Genomic DNA, 17140 nt, shown 5'->3' with positions numbered 1-17140 from the left:
CCCGGCCTACAACACAAACCCCGCCGGAAACGGATCATCAGGATCAAGAAGATACTGAGCGGTCCCGGTAACCCACGCCCGCCCAGTGAAGCTGGGCAGCACAGCCGCCACCCCACCCACCTCCGTGGTCCCGTGCAACCGCCCACTGAACCGCGTCCCGATGAACGACTCGTTCAAGAACTCGGTCTCCAGACCGAGTTCGCCCCGCGCATACAGCTGCGCCATCCGCGCACTCGTCCCCGTCCCACAGGGCGACCGGTCGAACCACCCCGGATGAATCGCCATCGCATGCCGGGAATGCCGAGCCGTCGACCCGGGTGCGACCAGGTGCACATGATGACAGCCCCGGATGCTGGAATCCTCCGGATGAACCGGCTCCCCTTCGGCATTGACGGCATCCATCAACGAAAGACCCGCGGCAAGGATGTCGTCCTTACGAGCCCGGTCAAAAGGCAGCTCGAACTGGTCGAGCGACAGAATCGCGTAGAAGTTCCCGCCGTACGCGAGGTCGTACGTCACCGTCCGCCCGTCCGCGAGCTCGATCTTCCGGTCGAGGGCGACGGCGAAGGACGGCACGTTCCAGAGTGTGACCGACCGCGCCGACCCGTCCCGCACGGCGACCTCGGCGACGACGAGCCCTGCCGGTGTGTCGAGCCGGATGGTCGTCACCGGCTCGACGACCTCGACCATGCCGGTCTCCACGAGGACGGTCGCGACCCCGATCGTCCCGTGCCCGCACATCGGGAGATAGCCCGACACCTCGATGTAGATGACGCCGAAGTCGCAGTCGGGCCGGGTGGGCGGCTGCAGGATCGCGCCGCTCATCGCCGAGTGACCGCGCGGCTCGTTCATCAGCAACTGCTTGATGTCGTCGCGGTGTTCACGGAAGTACAGCCGCCGCTCGTTCATCGTCGCGCCGGGAATCGCGCCGATCCCACCGGTGATCACCCGGGTCGGCATGCCCTCGGTGTGCGAATCGACGGCATGCAGGACGAGTTTGCTGCGCATGAACGGTCTCCCTCTCTCCCCGGACGAGCCCGGCCTCCATTCGACCTCTTACCGGCCTGACCTTCAGCCGAGCCCGGCCGCCACGGCCTTCTCCGTGGCGGCGCGGACCGCGGCCTCCTGGTCGGCCCGCAACGGCACGCGCGGCGGCCGCACCGGCCCGCCGTACCGCCCGACGATGTCCATCGACAGTTTGATGGCCTGGACAAACTCCACCTGGGAGTCCCAGCGCAGCAGCGGGTGCAGTTGCCGGTAGAGGGGCAGCGCGGTGGCGAGATCGCCCCGGACGGCGGCGCGGTACAGCTCGACGGACGCGGCGGGCAGCGCGTTCGGATAGCCGGCGACCCAGCCCTTGGCACCGGCGACGGCCAGTTCCAGCAGGACGTCGTCGGCGCCGATCAACAGGTCCAGATCGGGAGCGAGTTCGGCGATGCGGTAGGCCCGTCGCACATCGCCGGAGAACTCCTTGACCCCGTGGATGTACCCCTCACCGTGCAGCTCGGCGAGCAGCTCGGGCACCAGGTCGACCTTGGTGTCGATGGGGTTGTTGTACGCCACGATCGGCAGGCCGGCCTTCGCGACCTCCGCGTAGTGGGCGAGCACCGAGCGCTCGTCGGCCCGGTACGCGTTCGGGGGCAGCAGCATCACGGAGGCGCAGCCCGCGTCACGTGCCTGCTCGGCCCAGCGCCGGGCCTCGGCGGAGCCGTACGCGGCGACGCCGGGCATGACGCGCGAGCCGCCGATCGCCGCCACGGCCGTCTCCACGACCTTGGCGCGCTCCTCGGGGGTCAGCACCTGGTACTCACCGAGCGAGCCGTTCGGTACGACCCCGTCGCAGCCGTTCGCGACGAGCCACGCGCAATGGTCGGCGTACGCGTCGTGGTCGACGGAGAGGTCGTCCCTGAGCGGAAGGGCGGTGGCGACGAGAACGCCGCGCCAGGGGCGGTCGGAGGCTTCGCCTGTCATATCGGTCCTGTCGGTCCTGTCGGTCATGAGGGATCCCGTCCGATCCTTGGAGTCATGGGGCATGGAAGCGTGCTCGTCAGAAGGTCCCGTGGCAGTTCGCGCGTCGAGCGAGGTCAGGCAGGTCACAAACCTTCACCGGGCTCGCGCGCCAGCACACCGAGCGGCACCGGCCGCGCGAAGGGCCGCCGTGCCGGTGTCGGCGGGCACCCCGCGAGCCCCGCCACCGCGGGACCGCACATCCGGCCCTGGCACCAGCCCATCCCAGCCCGGGTCAGCAGTTTCACGGTACGTACGTCCGACGCGCCGAGTTCGTCGACGGCCTCCCGGATCGCGGCGGCGGGCACCTCCTCGCACCGGCACACGAGGGTGTCGTCACCGACCCGCTCCACCCAACGATCGGTCGGCGTACAGACGGTGTCGACAGCGGCGAAGAACTCCCGCAACCCGGCACGCGACTTGGCGGCCGACACGTAGGAACGTGGCTCAGGCGCACGGGAGTCGAGCCGCGCCGCGATGGACAGGCCCGCGATCCGGCCCTCGGCCAGCGAGAGCGCGGCGCCGCCGATCCCGGTGCTCTCACCGGCGGCCCAGACGCCCGGTACGTCGGTGCGCTGTTCGTCGTCCACGGCGACGTTCACCCCGTCGAGACGGCAGCCCAGCGTCTCGGCGAGGTCGGTGTGCGGCAGCATGCCGTGTCCGACGGCGAGGCTGTCGCAGGGAACGCGCCACTCACTGCCCTCCCTGACCCGCCCGTCGGTGTCGAGCGCGCCCACGGTCACGGCTTCGAGCCGGTCGGTCCCGTGCGCCGCGACGACGGTGTGACGGACATGGACCTTGACCCGGCGGCGCACCAACTCGGCGGCGTACCAGGCACCTTCGGCGAGCTTGTCCGGATGGGCGGCAAGGACCCTCGCATGCCGTACGTAGTCCTTCGGGTCGGCGGATTCCACGAGGGCGGCCACCTTCGCCCCGGCCGCGGCCAGTCCGACGGCCACGGGCATCAGCAGCGGCCCCGTACCGGCGACCACGGCGGTTCGGCCCGGCAGCACGAGTCCGCTCTTCAGCATGGCCTGCGCCCCGCCCGCGGTGACGACTCCGGGGAGGGTCCAGCCGGGGAACGGCAGCACCTTCTCGTAGCCGCCGGTCGCGAGGAGCACGGCGTCGGCCCGGACCACGACGGACTCCTCCTCCTCGGGCCCGAGCAGAGCGTGCACGGCGAAGGAGGCCGACTCCCGCTCCACACACCACACATGATGTTCTGTCAGGTGTGTGATCCGCCCCGCTCCGACCTGCGCCGCCAGTCCGTCACGGAGCCGCTCCCAGGTGCGCCACTGATGGTGCAGGGCGCTGGGACGGCGGGCGCCGAGCCCGGCGGCGGGCTGCCGGTAGAACTGGCCGCCGGCCTGCGGAGCCGCGTCCACGAGGGTCACCGCCACACCGCGTGCGGCAGCGGCGAGGGAGGCGACCAGCCCGGCGGGTCCGGCGCCGATCACCGCGAGGCGGGGTCGTTCACTCATGCCGGCCGGTCCCTTCCTGGGTTCGGATCACGTCACCCGGTTCCGCCCGTACCAGGCAAGCCCGTTGGTTGGGGCGCCCGTTGACGGTCAGCAGACAGTCGAAGCACACCCCGATCCCGCAGAAGACGCCGCGTGGCTCACCGCTCCCCCGGGTGGTGCGCCAGGACAGGACACCCGCGGACCACAGGGCGGCCGCGATGGTCTGACCGGGGAGAACGGCCAGCTCCCGCTCGTCGAACGTGACCGTGAACGGCGGTTCGGGCCGCGCCCGGACCAGCCTCAGGGGAGTACGCGGCGTCACGGGCAGAACCCCTCGGAAGCGGAGGCGGAGGCGGGATCGGAAGCAGGGGCGCCACCGGCACCACCGGCGTCGGCATCGGCATCGGCATCGGGAAAGCGGTCGGGGCGGAACGGCGCGAGATCAAGATCGGGCGTCCCGCCCGCCAGCACCTGGGCGATCAAGTGCCCGGTGCCGGTGGCGAGTCCGATGCCCGCGCCCTCGTGCCCGCACGCGTGGAAGAGGCCGGGCACCCGCGCGTCAGGCCCGACGGCGGGCAGGTGGTCGGGCATGTACGGACGGAAACCGAGGTAGGCGCGCATCGCCCGCACCTCCGCCAGGAAGGGGAACAGCCGGGTCGCGCCGGCCGCCAGTTCGCGGGTGACGGGCAGCGAGAAGGAGCGGTCGAAGCCGACCCGTTCCCGGCTGGCACCGATCAGGACGGGGCCCGCCGCCGTTCCCTCGACCACCGGGGAGGTCTGCAGCGCCGCCGAGTCGCTGGCCACGTCGGCCACGTAGTCCGCCGCGTACACCTTGTGGCGCACCCGGCGCGGCAAGGGTTCGGTGACGAGGACGAAGCCGCGCCGGGGCAGGACGGGCAGGGACACCCCGGCCAGCGCGGCCAGTTCCCCGCCCCAGGTCCCGGCCGCGTTGACGACCGCGGGCGCGTAAATGTCGCCGTGCGAGGTACGGACTCCGCGCACCGCCCCGGACGCCGTACGCAGCACGTCCGTGACCGTCCGGCCGGTCCGCAGCGAGGCGCCGGCCGTACGGGCGAGCCGGACGAGCCGGGCTGCCGCGAGCGTCGGCATGACCTGGGCGTCCTGCGGATAGAGCACGCCACCCGCGAGGCCGTGCGCCAAGTACGGTTCGAGGTCGTGGAGCTGGTCCGGGCCGACGGACTCGGCCCGGACCCCGGCCGAGCGCTGTGCGGCGGCCAGTTCCTCCAGCGCCGCCAGCCCCGCCGGCGCGGAAGCGACGACGAGGCCGCCCTTGGCCTCGTACTCGACGGACTCGCCCACGCCGGGCTCGGCGGCGAGATCGGCCCACAACCGGCCCGAGAGCAGGGCGAGTTCGAGTTCGGGGCCGGGTTCCTTGTCGGAGACGAGGAGGTTGCCCTCGCCGGAGCCGGTGGTGCCGCCCGCCACCGGACCACGGTCCACCAGAACGGCACTCAGCCCCGCCCGAGCCGCGTACAGGGCGGTCGCCGCCCCTACCATTCCGGCCCCGACGACCACGACATCGCAGGTCAGCGAGTTGCTCACGTCAGTAATATGTCACATACCTCTGCGGATGCACACCCCCCTTCGCACAGCCCCGCCACGCCCGCCCTCAGCCCGACAGCCGTCCGGCGGCCGTCAACGCCTCCAGGGCGCTCGCCTGGGTGCGCCAGTCCGAGACGTTGGGCGCGGCGCCCGACCAGCGCTGACCGAGGCGGTTGAGCGCGTCCCGGTCGTTCGTCCAGATCGAGTCGGCCTGCTTGGTGATGTACGCCTTGTAGGAGGTCGAGGCCGTGGCGTCCGCGAGGTCGGCGAGGTGCCGTACGAAGATGCCCTTGAACTGCTTCTGGTTGTCGTCGCAGGAGGCCGTGCCGAGGTCGCAGGACTCGGTCAGTACGCCTCCACGGGTCAGTGCCGGTGAGGAGATCGCGGTGTCGGCCAGCCGCTCGGCCGTGTCCAGGTACCGGGTGCTCCCCGTCGACCGCCACAGCTGCGTGAAGGCGCCGATGGCGAGTCCCTGGTTGTAACTCCACACGGTCTGGCCGTTGTTGGCGCAGCCCGAGGTGATCCCGTCGTTGACGAGGCCCGAGGAGTTGATCATCCCGCTGGCGAGGTACCAGTCCGCGACCGTGGTCGCGCGGGCGCCCCACACGGTGTCGCCGCTGATCCGCTGGTGCAGCGAGGTGGTGAGCCACAGATAGAGCCCGTTGGTCACGGCGTTCTTGTAGGTGCGCTCCCGGTCCCACCACACACCGCCGCCACAGGTGCGCGTGTCCCAGTACTGGTGGACGTAGTCGGTGATGGTGACCGCTTCCTCCAGATAGCGCCGGTCACCTGTGTAGTCGTACGCCGCCAGCCAGGCGATGGCCCACCAGCCGGCGTCGTCGATCGCCCGGCTGATGAAGTGGCCCTCGATCGGGTCCGAGCTGCGCCCGCCCGCGGGGAAGACGCCCCGGTTCTGTTCGTAGGTGCGGGCGATCACCCAGTCGTAGTCGTGCCGCCCGCTCTGCTCGGCGAAGTCGATCACCGAGGTGAGCGCGACGGCGGAGTTCCACCAACTGCTGCGCCACCAGCCCTCGTTGGTCTGGTACGAGGCCATCAGCGCGTCCGCCGCGCCGCGCACCCGGGTCGGTGCGGGCCGGGCCCAGGCCGTGCAGCTGCCCTCCTGGTGGGCGGCCTCACGACCGCAGGCGCGGACCGCCCCGCCGTACAGCAGGCCGCGCGGGTCCCTGGTGGCGAACAGGGCGGTCCGGGTGGAAGTGACCCCGGAGGACACGCTCGTACGGCCGAGGGAGGAGCCCTCGGGATGGCTCGCGCCGCCGTCCCAGGAGCGGTCCAGCCATATCTCGTCGCCCGCGCCGCCGCCGGAGATCACACCCCAGGCCATGCCGCCGCGCTGGTCGACGTGCAGGCTGATGGTGCGGCCGAAGAGCGTGGTGGCGGGGACCGGGGTGTCGTCGCCGGCCGCCGTGGCGGGGTCGGCGCCGTCACAGGACGTGCCGTCGCACACCTTCGGGTACACCCAGTCGGTGCAGGTCACCCCGGCGGCGTCGCCGCAGGCGCGGATCCAGCCACGCCGGTGCGCGACCGGGTCGGTGATGTTGTACATGAGTGTGCGGGTGCCGGTCCACGACCCGGGGACGCTCGCCCTGCCGAGCAGGCCCTCCCAGGTGGCACCCCGGTCCCAGGAGCGGTCCAGCCAGACCGCGTCGCCCGCCACGCCGTTGTCGATGCTCGCCCAGGCGGCGCTGTCCGGGTCGGAGACGTGCAGCCGCACGGTTCTGCCGTTGATGGTCCTGTTCGGCACCGGGAAGGTGTCCTGCTGCGCCTTGGAGGGGTCGAGCGTGTCGCACACCAGGGCGCAGACCGGTGTCGCGGCATGAGCGGGGGCAGGGGGAAGAGCGATCAGGCCGGTCAGGGCCAGGAACAGGGCCAGGAGTCCGCCGACGAGGGGGTGGTGGCGTGCCGCCATGACGTATCGCCTCTCTGGGGAAGCCGTGCGCGGAAGGGCGGTGGCGGCCTGCCGGGGAACCGCCTTTTAGATCGTGCCCATGTCAAACGCCACCTACGACCGAACTTCCAGGAGACTTGGAACGACTTCCACCAACCCCTCAGCCGCGCCCCACGACCATCCACAGGGAGGGCAACTCGATCCGCGAACCGTCGGCCCGGAACTCCGTGGTGACGAGCGGCAGTTCCCCCCTCGCCACGACGCCGAGACCGGCCACCCGCAGATACTCCGGCACGGCGGCGTCGACCACCTCGCCGGGCGCGATGCCGTGTCGCAGGACGGGCGCGAGTTTCGCGGGCGGCCCACCGGGGCCGCGGGCGAGATCACGCAGCATGACACCGGCCGCCTCGGCCGGTTCGACGAGGAACGCGCGGCCCCGGTCGCCGACGAGCGTGGCCAGACCGTCGACGAGCGACTGCCGGTCGGCGGGCTCGCACTGGTGCAGGACGCCCCGCATGTAGACGTTGGCGTCGCCTATCTCGGCGTGCAGCGTCTCGGCCTCGGCCCGCTCCGCCGCGTCGACCATCCGGTAGTGGGCCTGGCCGGCCGGGTCCGCGAGCCGGGCGTGGTCGAGGGCCGCGGCCGACAGGTCGGCGCCGATGACCCGCGGATAGCGGTCCGCGAGGAACCGGGTCTGGGTGCCGTTGCCGCAGCCGAGGTCCACGAGGGGCAGCCCCGGAGCCGCCAAGTGGGGCTCGAACAGGCCGAGATGGACGCCTGCGGTGAGCGCGGGCTCGGCGTCCCAGAAGACGGCTCCCCGCTCGGCGGAGGCCTCCCGCCAGAAGCCTTCCCAGGCCTCCCTGTACCGAGTGGTCACGCTCATGCCGGCTCCCCAGAAAAAGTGACAGGCAGTCCGGTCTACCGCGCCGGACCCACACCGACAAGAACACGGCACACACCTTCACGCCTCATTCGCCACAGCACGCGGTCACGCTCGGGACTACGCCCCGAAAGGGGCGCGGGGAACTGCGCGGCCCGCCCCCACCGGCCCGCGGAATCATCCCCACACCTCCGGCCAAGCGGTCAGCGCCGAGGCTGCGCCCGCAGGGCGCGCCCCGAGGGGCGCGGGGAACTGCGCGGCCCGCCCCCACCGGCCCGCAGAGTCATCTCTACGCTTCCAGCCCAGCCGTCAGCGACGCGGCAACGTCAGTTCGAACCACACCGTCTTGCCGGAGCTGGTCCGACTCGTCCCCCACTCACGCGCCAACGTGCTCACGACCCGCATCCCGCGCCCGAACTCGTCGAGCCGCCCCGCACTGAGCAACGTGGGCAGGGTGTGATCGTCGTCGTCCACCTCGCACAGCAGCGTGTCGCCCCGGACCAGCCTGAGGTCGATGGGCCGGCTGTGGGAGTGCCGCACCGCGTTCGTGACCAGCTCGCTCACCAGCAGCTCGGCGGTGTCGGCGACGGAACCGAGGCCCCACACATGGAGCTGCTCACGGACCGCCGCACGCGCCCTGCCGGCCTCCCGGGGGTCGTGCCCGATCCGCCACTCGGCGACGTCCTCGGGCTCGATGCCGTTGAGCCGGGCCATCAGCAGCGCCACGTCGTCCTTGCGGCCACCGCGGGTGTTGAGCGCCCGGATGATGGTGTCGCAGGCGTCGTCCATGGAGGCGGCCGGATGGGCCGCGGACTCGCAGAGCGTGGCGAGACCGACACCGATGTCCTCGCCGCGCACCTCGACCAGACCGTCGGTGCACATCACGAGCCGGTCGCCGGGCGCCACCCGCACACGTACGGACTCGAAGGGCACCCCGCCGACCCCGATGGGCGCGCCGGTCGGCAGTTCCAGCAGATCGCTGTGGCCGTTCTCGGCGCGGACCAGCACGGGCGGGATATGGCCCGCGTTGGCGATCTCCAGCTCGCTCGCGATGGGGTCGTAGATCGCGTACAGGCAGGTCGCGAGGTAGTGCTCGCCGAGTCGCTGCGCCAGGTCGTCGAGGTTGCGCAGGAGTTGGGCGGGCGGCAGGTCGAGGGCCGCCATGGTCTGGACGGCGGTCCGTAACTGCCCCATCATCGCCGCCGAGTTGAGCCCGTGGCCCATCACGTCACCGACGACGAGGGCGGTGCGCGAGCCGGGCAGTTTCACGGAGTCGAACCAGTCGCCGCCGACCCGCCCGAGCAGTGTGCCCGGCAGATAGCGGGTCGCGATGTCACAGCCGGACATCCGCGGCGCGATGTGCGGCAGCATGCTGTCCTGGAGGGTCTCGGCGACACTCTCCTGGTACGTGTACATGCGGGCGTTGTCGAGTACGAGCCCGGCGCGCGCGGCGAGTTCGGCGCCGGTGACGCGGTCCATGTCGTTGAACTCGACGCGCTCCGGATGCCGCAGCAGGATCATGAAGCCGAGGACCACATTGCGGGCCTTGAGGGGCACGACCAGCATGGAGCGGCCGGTGATGAGGGGCCGGATGTCGCGCTTCTCGAACTGCGCGGCGATCATGTGGCCCATCTGCTCGCTGATGCGGGGCACCAGGACGGGTTCGCCGGTGGTCATGCACTGGAAGAACGGCGTGTGCGCGGGGAAGGGCATGGCCTCGCCGACCGGCACGACGTCGTCCCAGCGGCCCGGTTCGTCCGTGTGCTCCAGCGCGACCCGGTGCCACATGGTGGTCGTGTCGGGCACACCGTCGGAGAAACCCTCACCGGCGACGACCTGTTCACGCAGATAGGTCCCGGCCACGTCGGTGAAGCGCGGGACGACGGCCCGGCTGACCTCGACGATGGTGCGGGACAGGTCGAGCGAGGTGCCGATGCGTCCGCTGACCTCGTTCAGGAACTCCAGCCGCTCGCGTACGGCCACGTATTCGAGGTCCTCGCCCTCGTCCTCGTGCTCGGCGTCCTGCGGCAGGGGCTCGCCCGACAGGGCCGCGGCAGCCGCCCTCTGCCGGCGCTCCATGCGCTCGGTGCGACGCGGGACACCCCAGTCGGGGGTGACGGGGACCCGGTCGTTCTGGCTGAACTCCAGGACGGGATAGCCCAGTTCGAGGACCTGCGCGACGATGCGGGCGCTTTCGCCCACGCTCATGCTCGGCAGGATCTCGGGCAGCCTGCGGGCCAGGTCCTCGGCGCCGGGGAAGTCGGTGTGCAGCGCGAACCCGGGCGCGATGCGCTCCACGGCGGCGCCCGCGCCGGACACGCCGGCGTCCTCGGGACGCAGCGCGCCCGCGTCGGCGGCGAGGACCAGCAGGCGCTCGGCCCCCGGCCCCACAAGTGGGTACGCCCACCACAGGACGTCGATCCGGTCACTGTCCGCGGCCGTCAGCCGTGCGCGGCCTGCCGCCGGGTAGAACAGCCGCCCGTCCAGGGAGGATTCGAGGTCGGGGCCGAGTCCGTCGTACGCGGCGTACGCCCCGTAGGGCTCGGCCTCGTCGTCCTCGGGCAGCGCGCCGGAGACCGGGAGCAGGTCTACGACGGGGCGGCCGACGGCTTCCTCCCTCGTGGTGCCGACGAGGCGGCGGGCGCCGCGGCTCCAGTGCGAGACCAGTCCTTCGCGGTCCACCACGACCACGGCCAGCGGAATCCGCCCCGCCGCGGCGGGCCCGTGCGGAGGGTTGCCCCTCTCGGTGCCACGGTCCATGGCTCAGGCCCTCTCTCCCACGGTCCGCAAGATCTGTGCCACCACTCCCACCACGGTACGTCCGGGTCCGACGCCGATGTGCCCCATTCCCCGAATTCCCTCCGGCGCACCCCGGGCCCCGCCCAGGGGCGCGAGGAACGGCGCGCCGGGCCCCCACCAACCCGCGGTTAACGGTCTACGCAAGCCCCCACCCCCCAGGGGCGCGAGGAACTGCGCGGCCAGCCCCCCACCGTCCCGCGGCCGACAAACCACCCAAACCCCCACCCCCCAGGGGCGCGGGGAACGGCGCAATCTTTTACCTGCGGACCGGTGGGGGCTGGCCGCGCAGTTCCTCGCGCCCCTGGGGGTGGGGGCTCGGGCAGGCCGTCGGCTGCGGGACGGTGGGGGCCGGGCGCGCCGTTCCCCGCGCCCCCTCAGTCGTCCTCGTGGCCCAGTTGCAGGTCGCGCTCCGTGCGTCCACCGCCCGCGACCTGCAGAACCGTCGCCACCGGCGGATACCCCGCCGCGATCACCGTGTACTCCCCCGACGAGAGGTCGATGAACCGGAACGCCCCGTCACCCCCGGTGGTCAACGTGTCCACCACGTTCCCCGCCGCGTCGAGCAGCGTGACCCGCGCATCCTCCACCGGCCGCCCCCCACTGGCCCGCACGGTGCCCCGCAGCACCGCCCCGCCCGCGAGTTCGACGTCCTGCCGGGTCTCGCGCGCGGCCTGCACGCTCACGGGCAGCGCGGCGGGCCGGAAGGCCGGCGCGCTGCCGGCCAGCGTGTACTCCCCCGCCACCAGCTCCGTGATGACATAGCCGCCCTCACGACCGCTGCGCGTCGCGGCGACGACCTCCCCGTGCACGTTGGTGAGCGTGACGGTCGCGTCCCGCACGGGCGTCCCGTCCGCCGTGACGACGCTCCCGGCCAGCCGCCCCGCCCCGCCGAGGACCACGTCCAGTTCCACGGGCCGTTCCCCGACGGTGACACTGACCGCCTGCGGCTGATGCCCGCCCGCCGCGGCGATGAGGACGTACGCCCCCGCTCCGGGCGTCGACAGCGCGTACCGTCCGTCCTCGCCGCTCGCGCCCCGCCCGATCTGCTGCCCCGCGACGTCGATGAGGGTGAGCGCGGCGCGGGGCACGACCGTGCCGTCGGGGTGCTGCACGGTGCCGCAGACGGGGATCCCGGCAGCGTACGACGAACGGGCGCCGGGCAGCGGGGGGTGGGGAGGCGCGGCGGTCTCGGGGGCTGCGGTGGGGGTGTGGTGGGACACCAGCGGTTTCTCCTTGAGGAAGAAGGCGACGAGCAGGCCGAGGACGAGCACCGGCACGAGGTAGAGGAAGATCCGCGGCATCGCGTCGGTGTACGCCGCGATGTAGCCGTCCCTCAGGTCGGCGGGCAGCGCGTGGACGAGCTGCGGGGTGATGGACTCGGGGTCGGGTACGCCGGCCCCGGCAGGCAGCCGGTCGGCGAGGGAGTCGGCGAGCCGGTTCGCGAAGAGCGTGCCGAAGACCGCCGCGCCGACGCTGCCGCCGATCTGCCGGAAGTAGTTGTTGGCGCTGGTCGCGGTGCCGAGGTCGTGCGGGTGGACGGAGTTCTGGACGGCGAGGATCAGCACGGGCATGACCAGGCCGATCCCGGCGCCGAGCAGGGCCATCCACACGCTGTAGTGCAGCCGGGGTGTGTCGGCTTCGAGCCGTGAGAGCAGCCACATGCCGACGACGGACAGGGCGCCGCCGAGGATCGGATAGATCTTGTAGCGGCCGTTGCGGCTGATGAGCTGGCCGGAGACGATCGAGGCGCCGACGATGCCGCCCATCATGGGGAGCATGAGCAGGCCGGACTCGGTGGCGCTGGCTCCGTCGACCATCTGCAGGTACGTGGGCAGATAGCTGGCCGCGCCGAAGAGGGCGACGCCGACGATCACCCCGACGAGAGCGGTGACGTTGAAGACGCCGTCGCGGAACAGCCGTAGCGGGATGAGGGGTTCGGCCGCGCGGTGCTCGGCGAGCAGGAAGAGCGCGGTCGAGGCGACGGCTCCCGCGGCGAGCCCGAGGACGACGCGCGAGCCCCACGCGTACTCCGTGCCGCCCCAACTGGTCAGCAGGACGAGGCAGGTGGAGGCGGCGGCGAGCAGCAGGGCGCCCAGGACGTCCAGGCGGGGCCTTGCGGTGGGCTTCGGCAGTTCGAGGACGACGGCCACGACGGCGAGGGTGATGAGTCCGAAGGGGACGTTGATGTAGAAGCACCAGCGCCAGGAGAGGTGGTCGGTGAAGTAGCCGCCGAGCAACGGGCCCGCGACCGAGGCGAGTCCGAAGGCGGCGCCGATCATCCCCATGAAGCGGGCCCGCTCCCGGGCCGGCACGACGTCCGCGATGATGGCCTGAACGCCGATCATGAGGCCGCCGGCGCCGACTCCCTGGAGGGCGCGGAAGGCGATCAACTGGTCCATGGTGCGCGACCGTCCGGCGAGTGCGGAGCCGATCAAGAAGACGACGATCGCGAACTGGAAGACGCCCTTGCGGCCGTACAGGTCGCCGAACTTGCCGTAGACGGGCAGTCCCACGGTCGAGGTGAGCAGGTACGCGGTGATCGCCCAGGACATCTTGTCGAGGCCGTGCAGCTCTCCGACGATCTTCGGGAGCGCGGTGGCGACGATCATCTGCTCCAGCGCCGCGAGGAGCAGCGCGAGCATGAGCGCGAAAAAGACCAGGCGCACGCGGCGCGGGCTCAGTGTCTCCAACTGGGGGAGAGCGGGCGGCGCTTGGGGTGTGTCGGGGGCCGGAGAGGAAACGTCTCGTCCGCTCTCCGCCAGAGCCGTGCCGCCCACGTGCTGCTCCCCTCGTCGCGCCTGCGGGGCCCATTTCTCGCATTGTGCGACATCTGGGAGCAAGCGCGACGAGTCGCCCTGAGGCGGGCCTCGGCGGACGTATCCGCCGGTGGGAGCCCTACGGCGTACAACTGGGCCCGTACCGAGAACCACTCGAAACGGTGAGCGTGGAACCCGCCCGTGCGCATGGGGCCCAAGGTGGCGGGGAGTTGCCCCGGGGAGCTACTTCTCCACCTCGGCGGCGAGCTTCGCCAGCACCTCGTCGTAGATGCGGCCGAGACCCTTGGGCGCGAAGGTCCTCTCGAAGAACCCGCCGATGCCGCCGGCGCCGTCCCAGACGGTGGTGACGACGACGCGCGACCTGCCCTCGCCGGCCGGGGTGACCCGCCAGGTGGTGACCATCGAGGAGTTGCGGTCCTTCTCGACGAGTTCGCCGTCGGTGGGCTCGCTCACGTCGAGCAGGCAGTCGCGGATGCGCTTGCTGGTGGCCTGGAGCTTCCAGTGGACGACGGTTCCCTCGCCGTCGCCGCCCTCGCGGACCTCGTACTCGCTGAAGTGCTCGCTCAGGATCTTCGAACGCGTGCCGTTGTAGTCGGCCAGCGCGTCGAACACGTCGTCCGGCTGACCCGTCACGACTCGCTCGGTGGTGGCCTCGACCTGCGCCATTGCGTTCCTCCAGCACTCGGGATCTCGGGCGTCAGCGCTCAGCCAACCATCAGGCGGCCGGGCCGCCCAAATCGGGGTCCCGACTATGGGGTCGCACGATCAAGGGAACATGTGTTCTATTCTGTGGTCAGTGCTATCGAGGAGGCGTCATGCGGTGGGAGAACCTCGCAGTGGAGTCCGGCGGGAATCCGTCGGCAGGGCCCACGAACCCCGCGCTGTTCGGCGCGGAGTCGGTGACCACCCGGACGTTCGACACGCCCGAGTTCCGTGGGATCACCTTCCACGAGATCCGGGCCAGGTCGATCGTCAACCGCGTACCGGGGGCCTCGCGCATGCCCTTCGAGTGGACGGTCAACCCCTACCGGGGGTGCACGCACGCGTGTGTCTACTGTTTCGCCCGCAAGACCCACAGCTATCTCGACCTGGACACCGGCCTCGGCTTCGACAGCCAGATCGTGGTGAAGGTGAACGCCCCGGAGCTGCTGCGGCGCCAGCTCGGCTCCCGGCGGTGGCTCGGTGACCACATCGCGATGGGCACCAACGTGGACTGCTACCAGCGCGCCGAGGGCCGCTACCGGCTGATGCCCGGCATCATCGCGGCCCTGCGCGACCACGCGAACCCCTTCTCCATCCTCACCAAGGGCACGCTGATCCTGCGTGACCTGGACCTTCTGAAGCAGGCGGCGGCCGTCACCGAGGTCGGGATCTCCGTCTCCGTGGGCTTCACCGACCTCGACCTGTGGCGGACCGTGGAGCCGGGCACGCCCGCCCCGGAGCGCCGCCTCGACGTCGTCCGCACCCTGAGCGCGCACGGCATCGACTGCGGGGTCCTGATGGCCCCCGTGATCCCCTTCCTCGGCGACGACCCCACCCAACTGCGGGCGACGGTACGGGCGATCGCGGCGTCCGGCGCGACCTCGGTGACCCCCCTCGTGCTGCATCTGCGGCCTGGCGCGCGCGAATGGTTCATGAGCTGGCTGGGGCACCACCACCCGCACCTCGTGCGCCGGTACGAGCGGCTGTACGCGGAGGGCGCGTACGCCCCGAAGTGGTATCAGCGCCGGATCACCCGACAGGTGCACGAGCTGGCCGAGGAGTACGGGATAGGTCCCACGCGCGCGGGGATGCCCCGCAGGATCCCGGTGCCCGAACCGGTCGCCTCGGGGCCCACCCAGCTCACCCTTCTGTGACCGGCACTCCCTCACGCACGCGCACCGACATCCCTCGCGCACCGGTACCGACACCCCTCGCACCGGCCGTCGCCCCCTGCCCTGCATCCGGCCGTAAACCGCGGCCCAATGGGGTCAACTCTCGGCAGAAGCGGTCCTTCCGGGCATCCGCCCCGGGACGATACGGCCAGGGCCGTGAGGTGCACGGCCCCCTGTCCGGTACATCGATGTGAGGCGATTCATTGTGAACCGACGCGCAGCCGCTCTGTGCGGTGCCGCCGCCGTGGTTGCCGGAATGATCACCGCGGTCCCGGCCGACGCGAGCCCGGCCTCCGCGACCGCCCGGCGCACCGCACCCGCCGCCGACACGCCGAGGGCCGCGGCGAAGCCCACCTGGAAGAAGTGCGGCACCAAGAACTACCCGACGCTCCAGTGCGCGTCCCTGAAGGTGCCCCTAGACCACGCGAACCCGCAGGGCCGGAAGATCACACTCGCGCTGTCCCGGGTCCCGCACACCTCCAAGAAGACGTACCAGGGCCCCCTGCTGGTGAACCCGGGCGGTCCCGGCGGCAGCGGTCTGACCCTCGCCGGATTCGTCGCGGCCTCGCTGCCGAAGAGCGTGGCCGCCCAGTACGACGTCATCGGCTTCGACCCGCGCGGGGTCGGCGCGAGCAGGCCCGCCCTGAACTGCCGGCCGGGGCACTTCAAGCCGGTGCGCCCCGACTCGCTGCCGACGACCCCCGCTGTCGAAGGGGCCAACCTCGACCGCGTCGAGGCCTTCGCGAAGGCCTGCGCGAGCAAGTACGGGGACCTGCTGCCGTACATCGACACGGTGAGCGCCGTCCAGGACATGGACGCGATCCGCGGCGCCCTGGGGGCCAGGAGGATCAACTACTTCGGGTACTCGTACGGCACCTACCTGGGCGCCGTCTACGCCAAGCTGTATCCGGAGCGGGTACGGCGCATGGTGCTGGACTCCGTCGTCGATCCCACCGGCGTCTGGTACGACGACAACATCGCGCAGGACCACGCGTTCAACACCCGCCACCGGGCCTTCATGGCCTGGGTCGCCAAGCACGACGCGACGTACAGGCTGGGCACCGATCCGGAGAGGATCGAGGCGGCCTGGTACGCGATGCGGGCGGCGCTGGCGAAGAAGCCGGCGGACAAGACGGTCGGCGCCTCGGAGCTGGAGGACACCTTCTCCCCCGGCGCCTACTTCAACGGCTACTGGCCGTATCTCGCCGACGCGTTCGCGGCCTACGTGAAGACGAAGAACGACGACCTGCTGGTGGAGGCGTACGAGAACTTCGGGGCCGTCGACACGGCGGGCGACAACGGCTACAGCGTCTACACCTCGGTGCAGTGCCGTGACGCGAGCTGGCCGCGCGACTGGGACGACTGGCGCGACGACAACTGGGCGGTCTACAAGAAGGCGCCCTTCATGACCTGGAGCAACGCCTGGTACAACGCCCCGTGCGCGTTCTGGCCCACGGGCCCGGCCGAGCCCGTGGACGTCTCGAACGACGCGGTGCCGCCGGTACTGCTGTTCCAGGCGACGGACGACGCGGCCACCCCGTACGAGGGCGGTGTCATGGTCCACCACCTGCTGGGCGGGTCCAGCCTGGTGGTCGAGCAGGGCGGCGGCAACCACGGCATCACGCTGAGCGGGAACACCTGCCTGGACAAGCACCTGGCCGCCTATCTGACCGACGGCCGGGTGCCGCGCGGGAACGGCGAGGCCGACGCGGTGTGCGCGAAGCTGCCCGACCCCGAGCCGCTGACCGCGAAGGCGGGTACGGGCACGGGCACGGCGTCCTCGCGGGGTGCGACCCTGCACGGCCTGATCGGTTTCCGCGGCTAGCCGGGGCAGATCGGGCCGATCGATGCTGGTCGGGGGCGTTGTCAGTGCC

12 protein-coding genes are annotated in these 17140 nt (G+C 71.6%); 2 read left to right on the top strand and 10 right to left on the bottom strand.

Translation table 11 applies throughout. The features are described 5' to 3' along the window. Positions 1-6 precede the first annotated feature (6 nt). The 10 genes from C6Y14_RS13200 to C6Y14_RS13155 all read right to left on the bottom strand — a co-directional run bounded on the left by C6Y14_RS13200 (position 7) and on the right by C6Y14_RS13155 (position 14058). A complete protein-coding gene (locus tag C6Y14_RS13200; protein WP_107016787.1) occupies positions 7-1008 on the bottom strand; it encodes a proline racemase family protein in 1002 nt (333 codons plus the stop codon). Between the two features lie 63 nt (positions 1009-1071). Next, positions 1072-1998, bottom strand: a complete 927-nt coding sequence (locus C6Y14_RS13195) for a dihydrodipicolinate synthase family protein (protein WP_225891047.1) — start codon at positions 1996-1998, stop codon at positions 1072-1074. Positions 1999-2093: 95 nt separating this feature from the next. Further along, positions 2094-3488: an NAD(P)/FAD-dependent oxidoreductase gene (locus C6Y14_RS13190; protein WP_107016786.1), complete on the bottom strand. Its 1395-nt coding sequence runs from the start codon at positions 3486-3488 to the stop codon at positions 2094-2096. Continuing rightward, positions 3481-3789: a (2Fe-2S)-binding protein gene (locus C6Y14_RS13185; protein WP_107016785.1), complete on the bottom strand. Its 309-nt coding sequence runs from the start codon at positions 3787-3789 to the stop codon at positions 3481-3483. The genes C6Y14_RS13190 and C6Y14_RS13185 overlap by 8 nt, the downstream gene beginning before the upstream one ends. Next, the gene (locus C6Y14_RS13180) at positions 3786-5030 is read right to left on the bottom strand and encodes an NAD(P)/FAD-dependent oxidoreductase (RefSeq protein ID WP_107016784.1); all 1245 of its coding nucleotides are present in this window, start codon (positions 5028-5030) and stop codon (positions 3786-3788) included. Before C6Y14_RS13180 ends, C6Y14_RS13185 begins: the two co-directional genes overlap by 4 nt. A 67-nt stretch (positions 5031-5097) precedes the next feature. Further along, positions 5098-6957 (bottom strand): glycoside hydrolase family 76 protein, encoded by a 1860-nt coding sequence (locus tag C6Y14_RS13175; protein WP_107016783.1) that lies wholly within the window; start codon positions 6955-6957, stop codon positions 5098-5100. A gap of 139 nt (positions 6958-7096) precedes the next feature. Then, the gene (locus tag C6Y14_RS13170; RefSeq protein WP_107016782.1) at positions 7097-7819 is read right to left on the bottom strand and encodes a class I SAM-dependent methyltransferase; all 723 of its coding nucleotides are present in this window, start codon (positions 7817-7819) and stop codon (positions 7097-7099) included. Positions 7820-8125: 306 nt separating this feature from the next. Continuing rightward, positions 8126-10576 carry an ATP-binding SpoIIE family protein phosphatase gene (locus C6Y14_RS13165; RefSeq protein WP_107016781.1) on the bottom strand — a complete coding sequence of 817 codons (2451 nt, stop codon included), beginning with the start codon at positions 10574-10576 and terminating at the stop codon, positions 8126-8128. A gap of 413 nt (positions 10577-10989) precedes the next feature. After that, complete coding sequence (locus tag C6Y14_RS13160) at positions 10990-13392, bottom strand: MFS transporter (protein WP_107016780.1); 2403 nt, start codon at positions 13390-13392, stop codon at positions 10990-10992. 222 nt (positions 13393-13614) lie between these two features. Continuing rightward, the gene (locus C6Y14_RS13155; RefSeq protein ID WP_107016779.1) at positions 13615-14058 is read right to left on the bottom strand and encodes an SRPBCC family protein; all 444 of its coding nucleotides are present in this window, start codon (positions 14056-14058) and stop codon (positions 13615-13617) included. A 149-nt stretch (positions 14059-14207) separates the two neighbouring features. Between C6Y14_RS13155 and C6Y14_RS13150 the strand changes: the two genes are divergently transcribed. Both C6Y14_RS13150 and C6Y14_RS13145 read left to right on the top strand, forming a co-directional pair. Then, a complete protein-coding gene (locus C6Y14_RS13150; RefSeq protein ID WP_107016778.1) occupies positions 14208-15248 on the top strand; it encodes an Rv2578c family radical SAM protein in 1041 nt (346 codons plus the stop codon). A gap of 223 nt (positions 15249-15471) precedes the next feature. Beyond that, positions 15472-17091 (top strand): alpha/beta hydrolase, encoded by a 1620-nt coding sequence (locus C6Y14_RS13145; protein ID WP_107016777.1) that lies wholly within the window; start codon positions 15472-15474, stop codon positions 17089-17091. Positions 17092-17140: the final 49 nt, after the last annotated feature.

It is taken from the genome of Streptomyces dioscori (genome assembly GCF_003024195.1).
Classification (GTDB): domain Bacteria; phylum Actinomycetota; class Actinomycetes; order Streptomycetales; family Streptomycetaceae; genus Streptomyces; species Streptomyces dioscori.
Note: the sequence above shows the minus strand (reverse complement) of the source record. Positions and strands in the feature narration are given on the sequence as shown.

Bases quoted from the DNA above. Each gene is read 5' to 3' on its own strand.
- C6Y14_RS13150 (WP_107016778.1), top strand. From the start codon at position 14,208: ATGCGGTGGGAGAACCTCGCAGTGGAGTCCGGCGGGAATCCGTCGGCA.
- C6Y14_RS13195 (WP_225891047.1), bottom strand. From the start codon at position 1,998: ATGACCGACAGGACCGACAGGACCGATATGACAGGCGAAGCCTCCGAC.
- C6Y14_RS13165 (WP_107016781.1), bottom strand. From the start codon at position 10,576: ATGGACCGTGGCACCGAGAGGGGCAACCCTCCGCACGGGCCCGCCGCG.
- C6Y14_RS13170 (WP_107016782.1), bottom strand. From the start codon at position 7,819: ATGAGCGTGACCACTCGGTACAGGGAGGCCTGGGAAGGCTTCTGGCGG.
- C6Y14_RS13175 (WP_107016783.1), bottom strand. From the start codon at position 6,957: ATGGCGGCACGCCACCACCCCCTCGTCGGCGGACTCCTGGCCCTGTTC.
- C6Y14_RS13155 (WP_107016779.1), bottom strand. From the start codon at position 14,058: ATGGCGCAGGTCGAGGCCACCACCGAGCGAGTCGTGACGGGTCAGCCG.
- C6Y14_RS13190 (WP_107016786.1), bottom strand. From the start codon at position 3,488: ATGAGTGAACGACCCCGCCTCGCGGTGATCGGCGCCGGACCCGCCGGG.
- C6Y14_RS13200 (WP_107016787.1), bottom strand. From the start codon at position 1,008: ATGCGCAGCAAACTCGTCCTGCATGCCGTCGATTCGCACACCGAGGGC.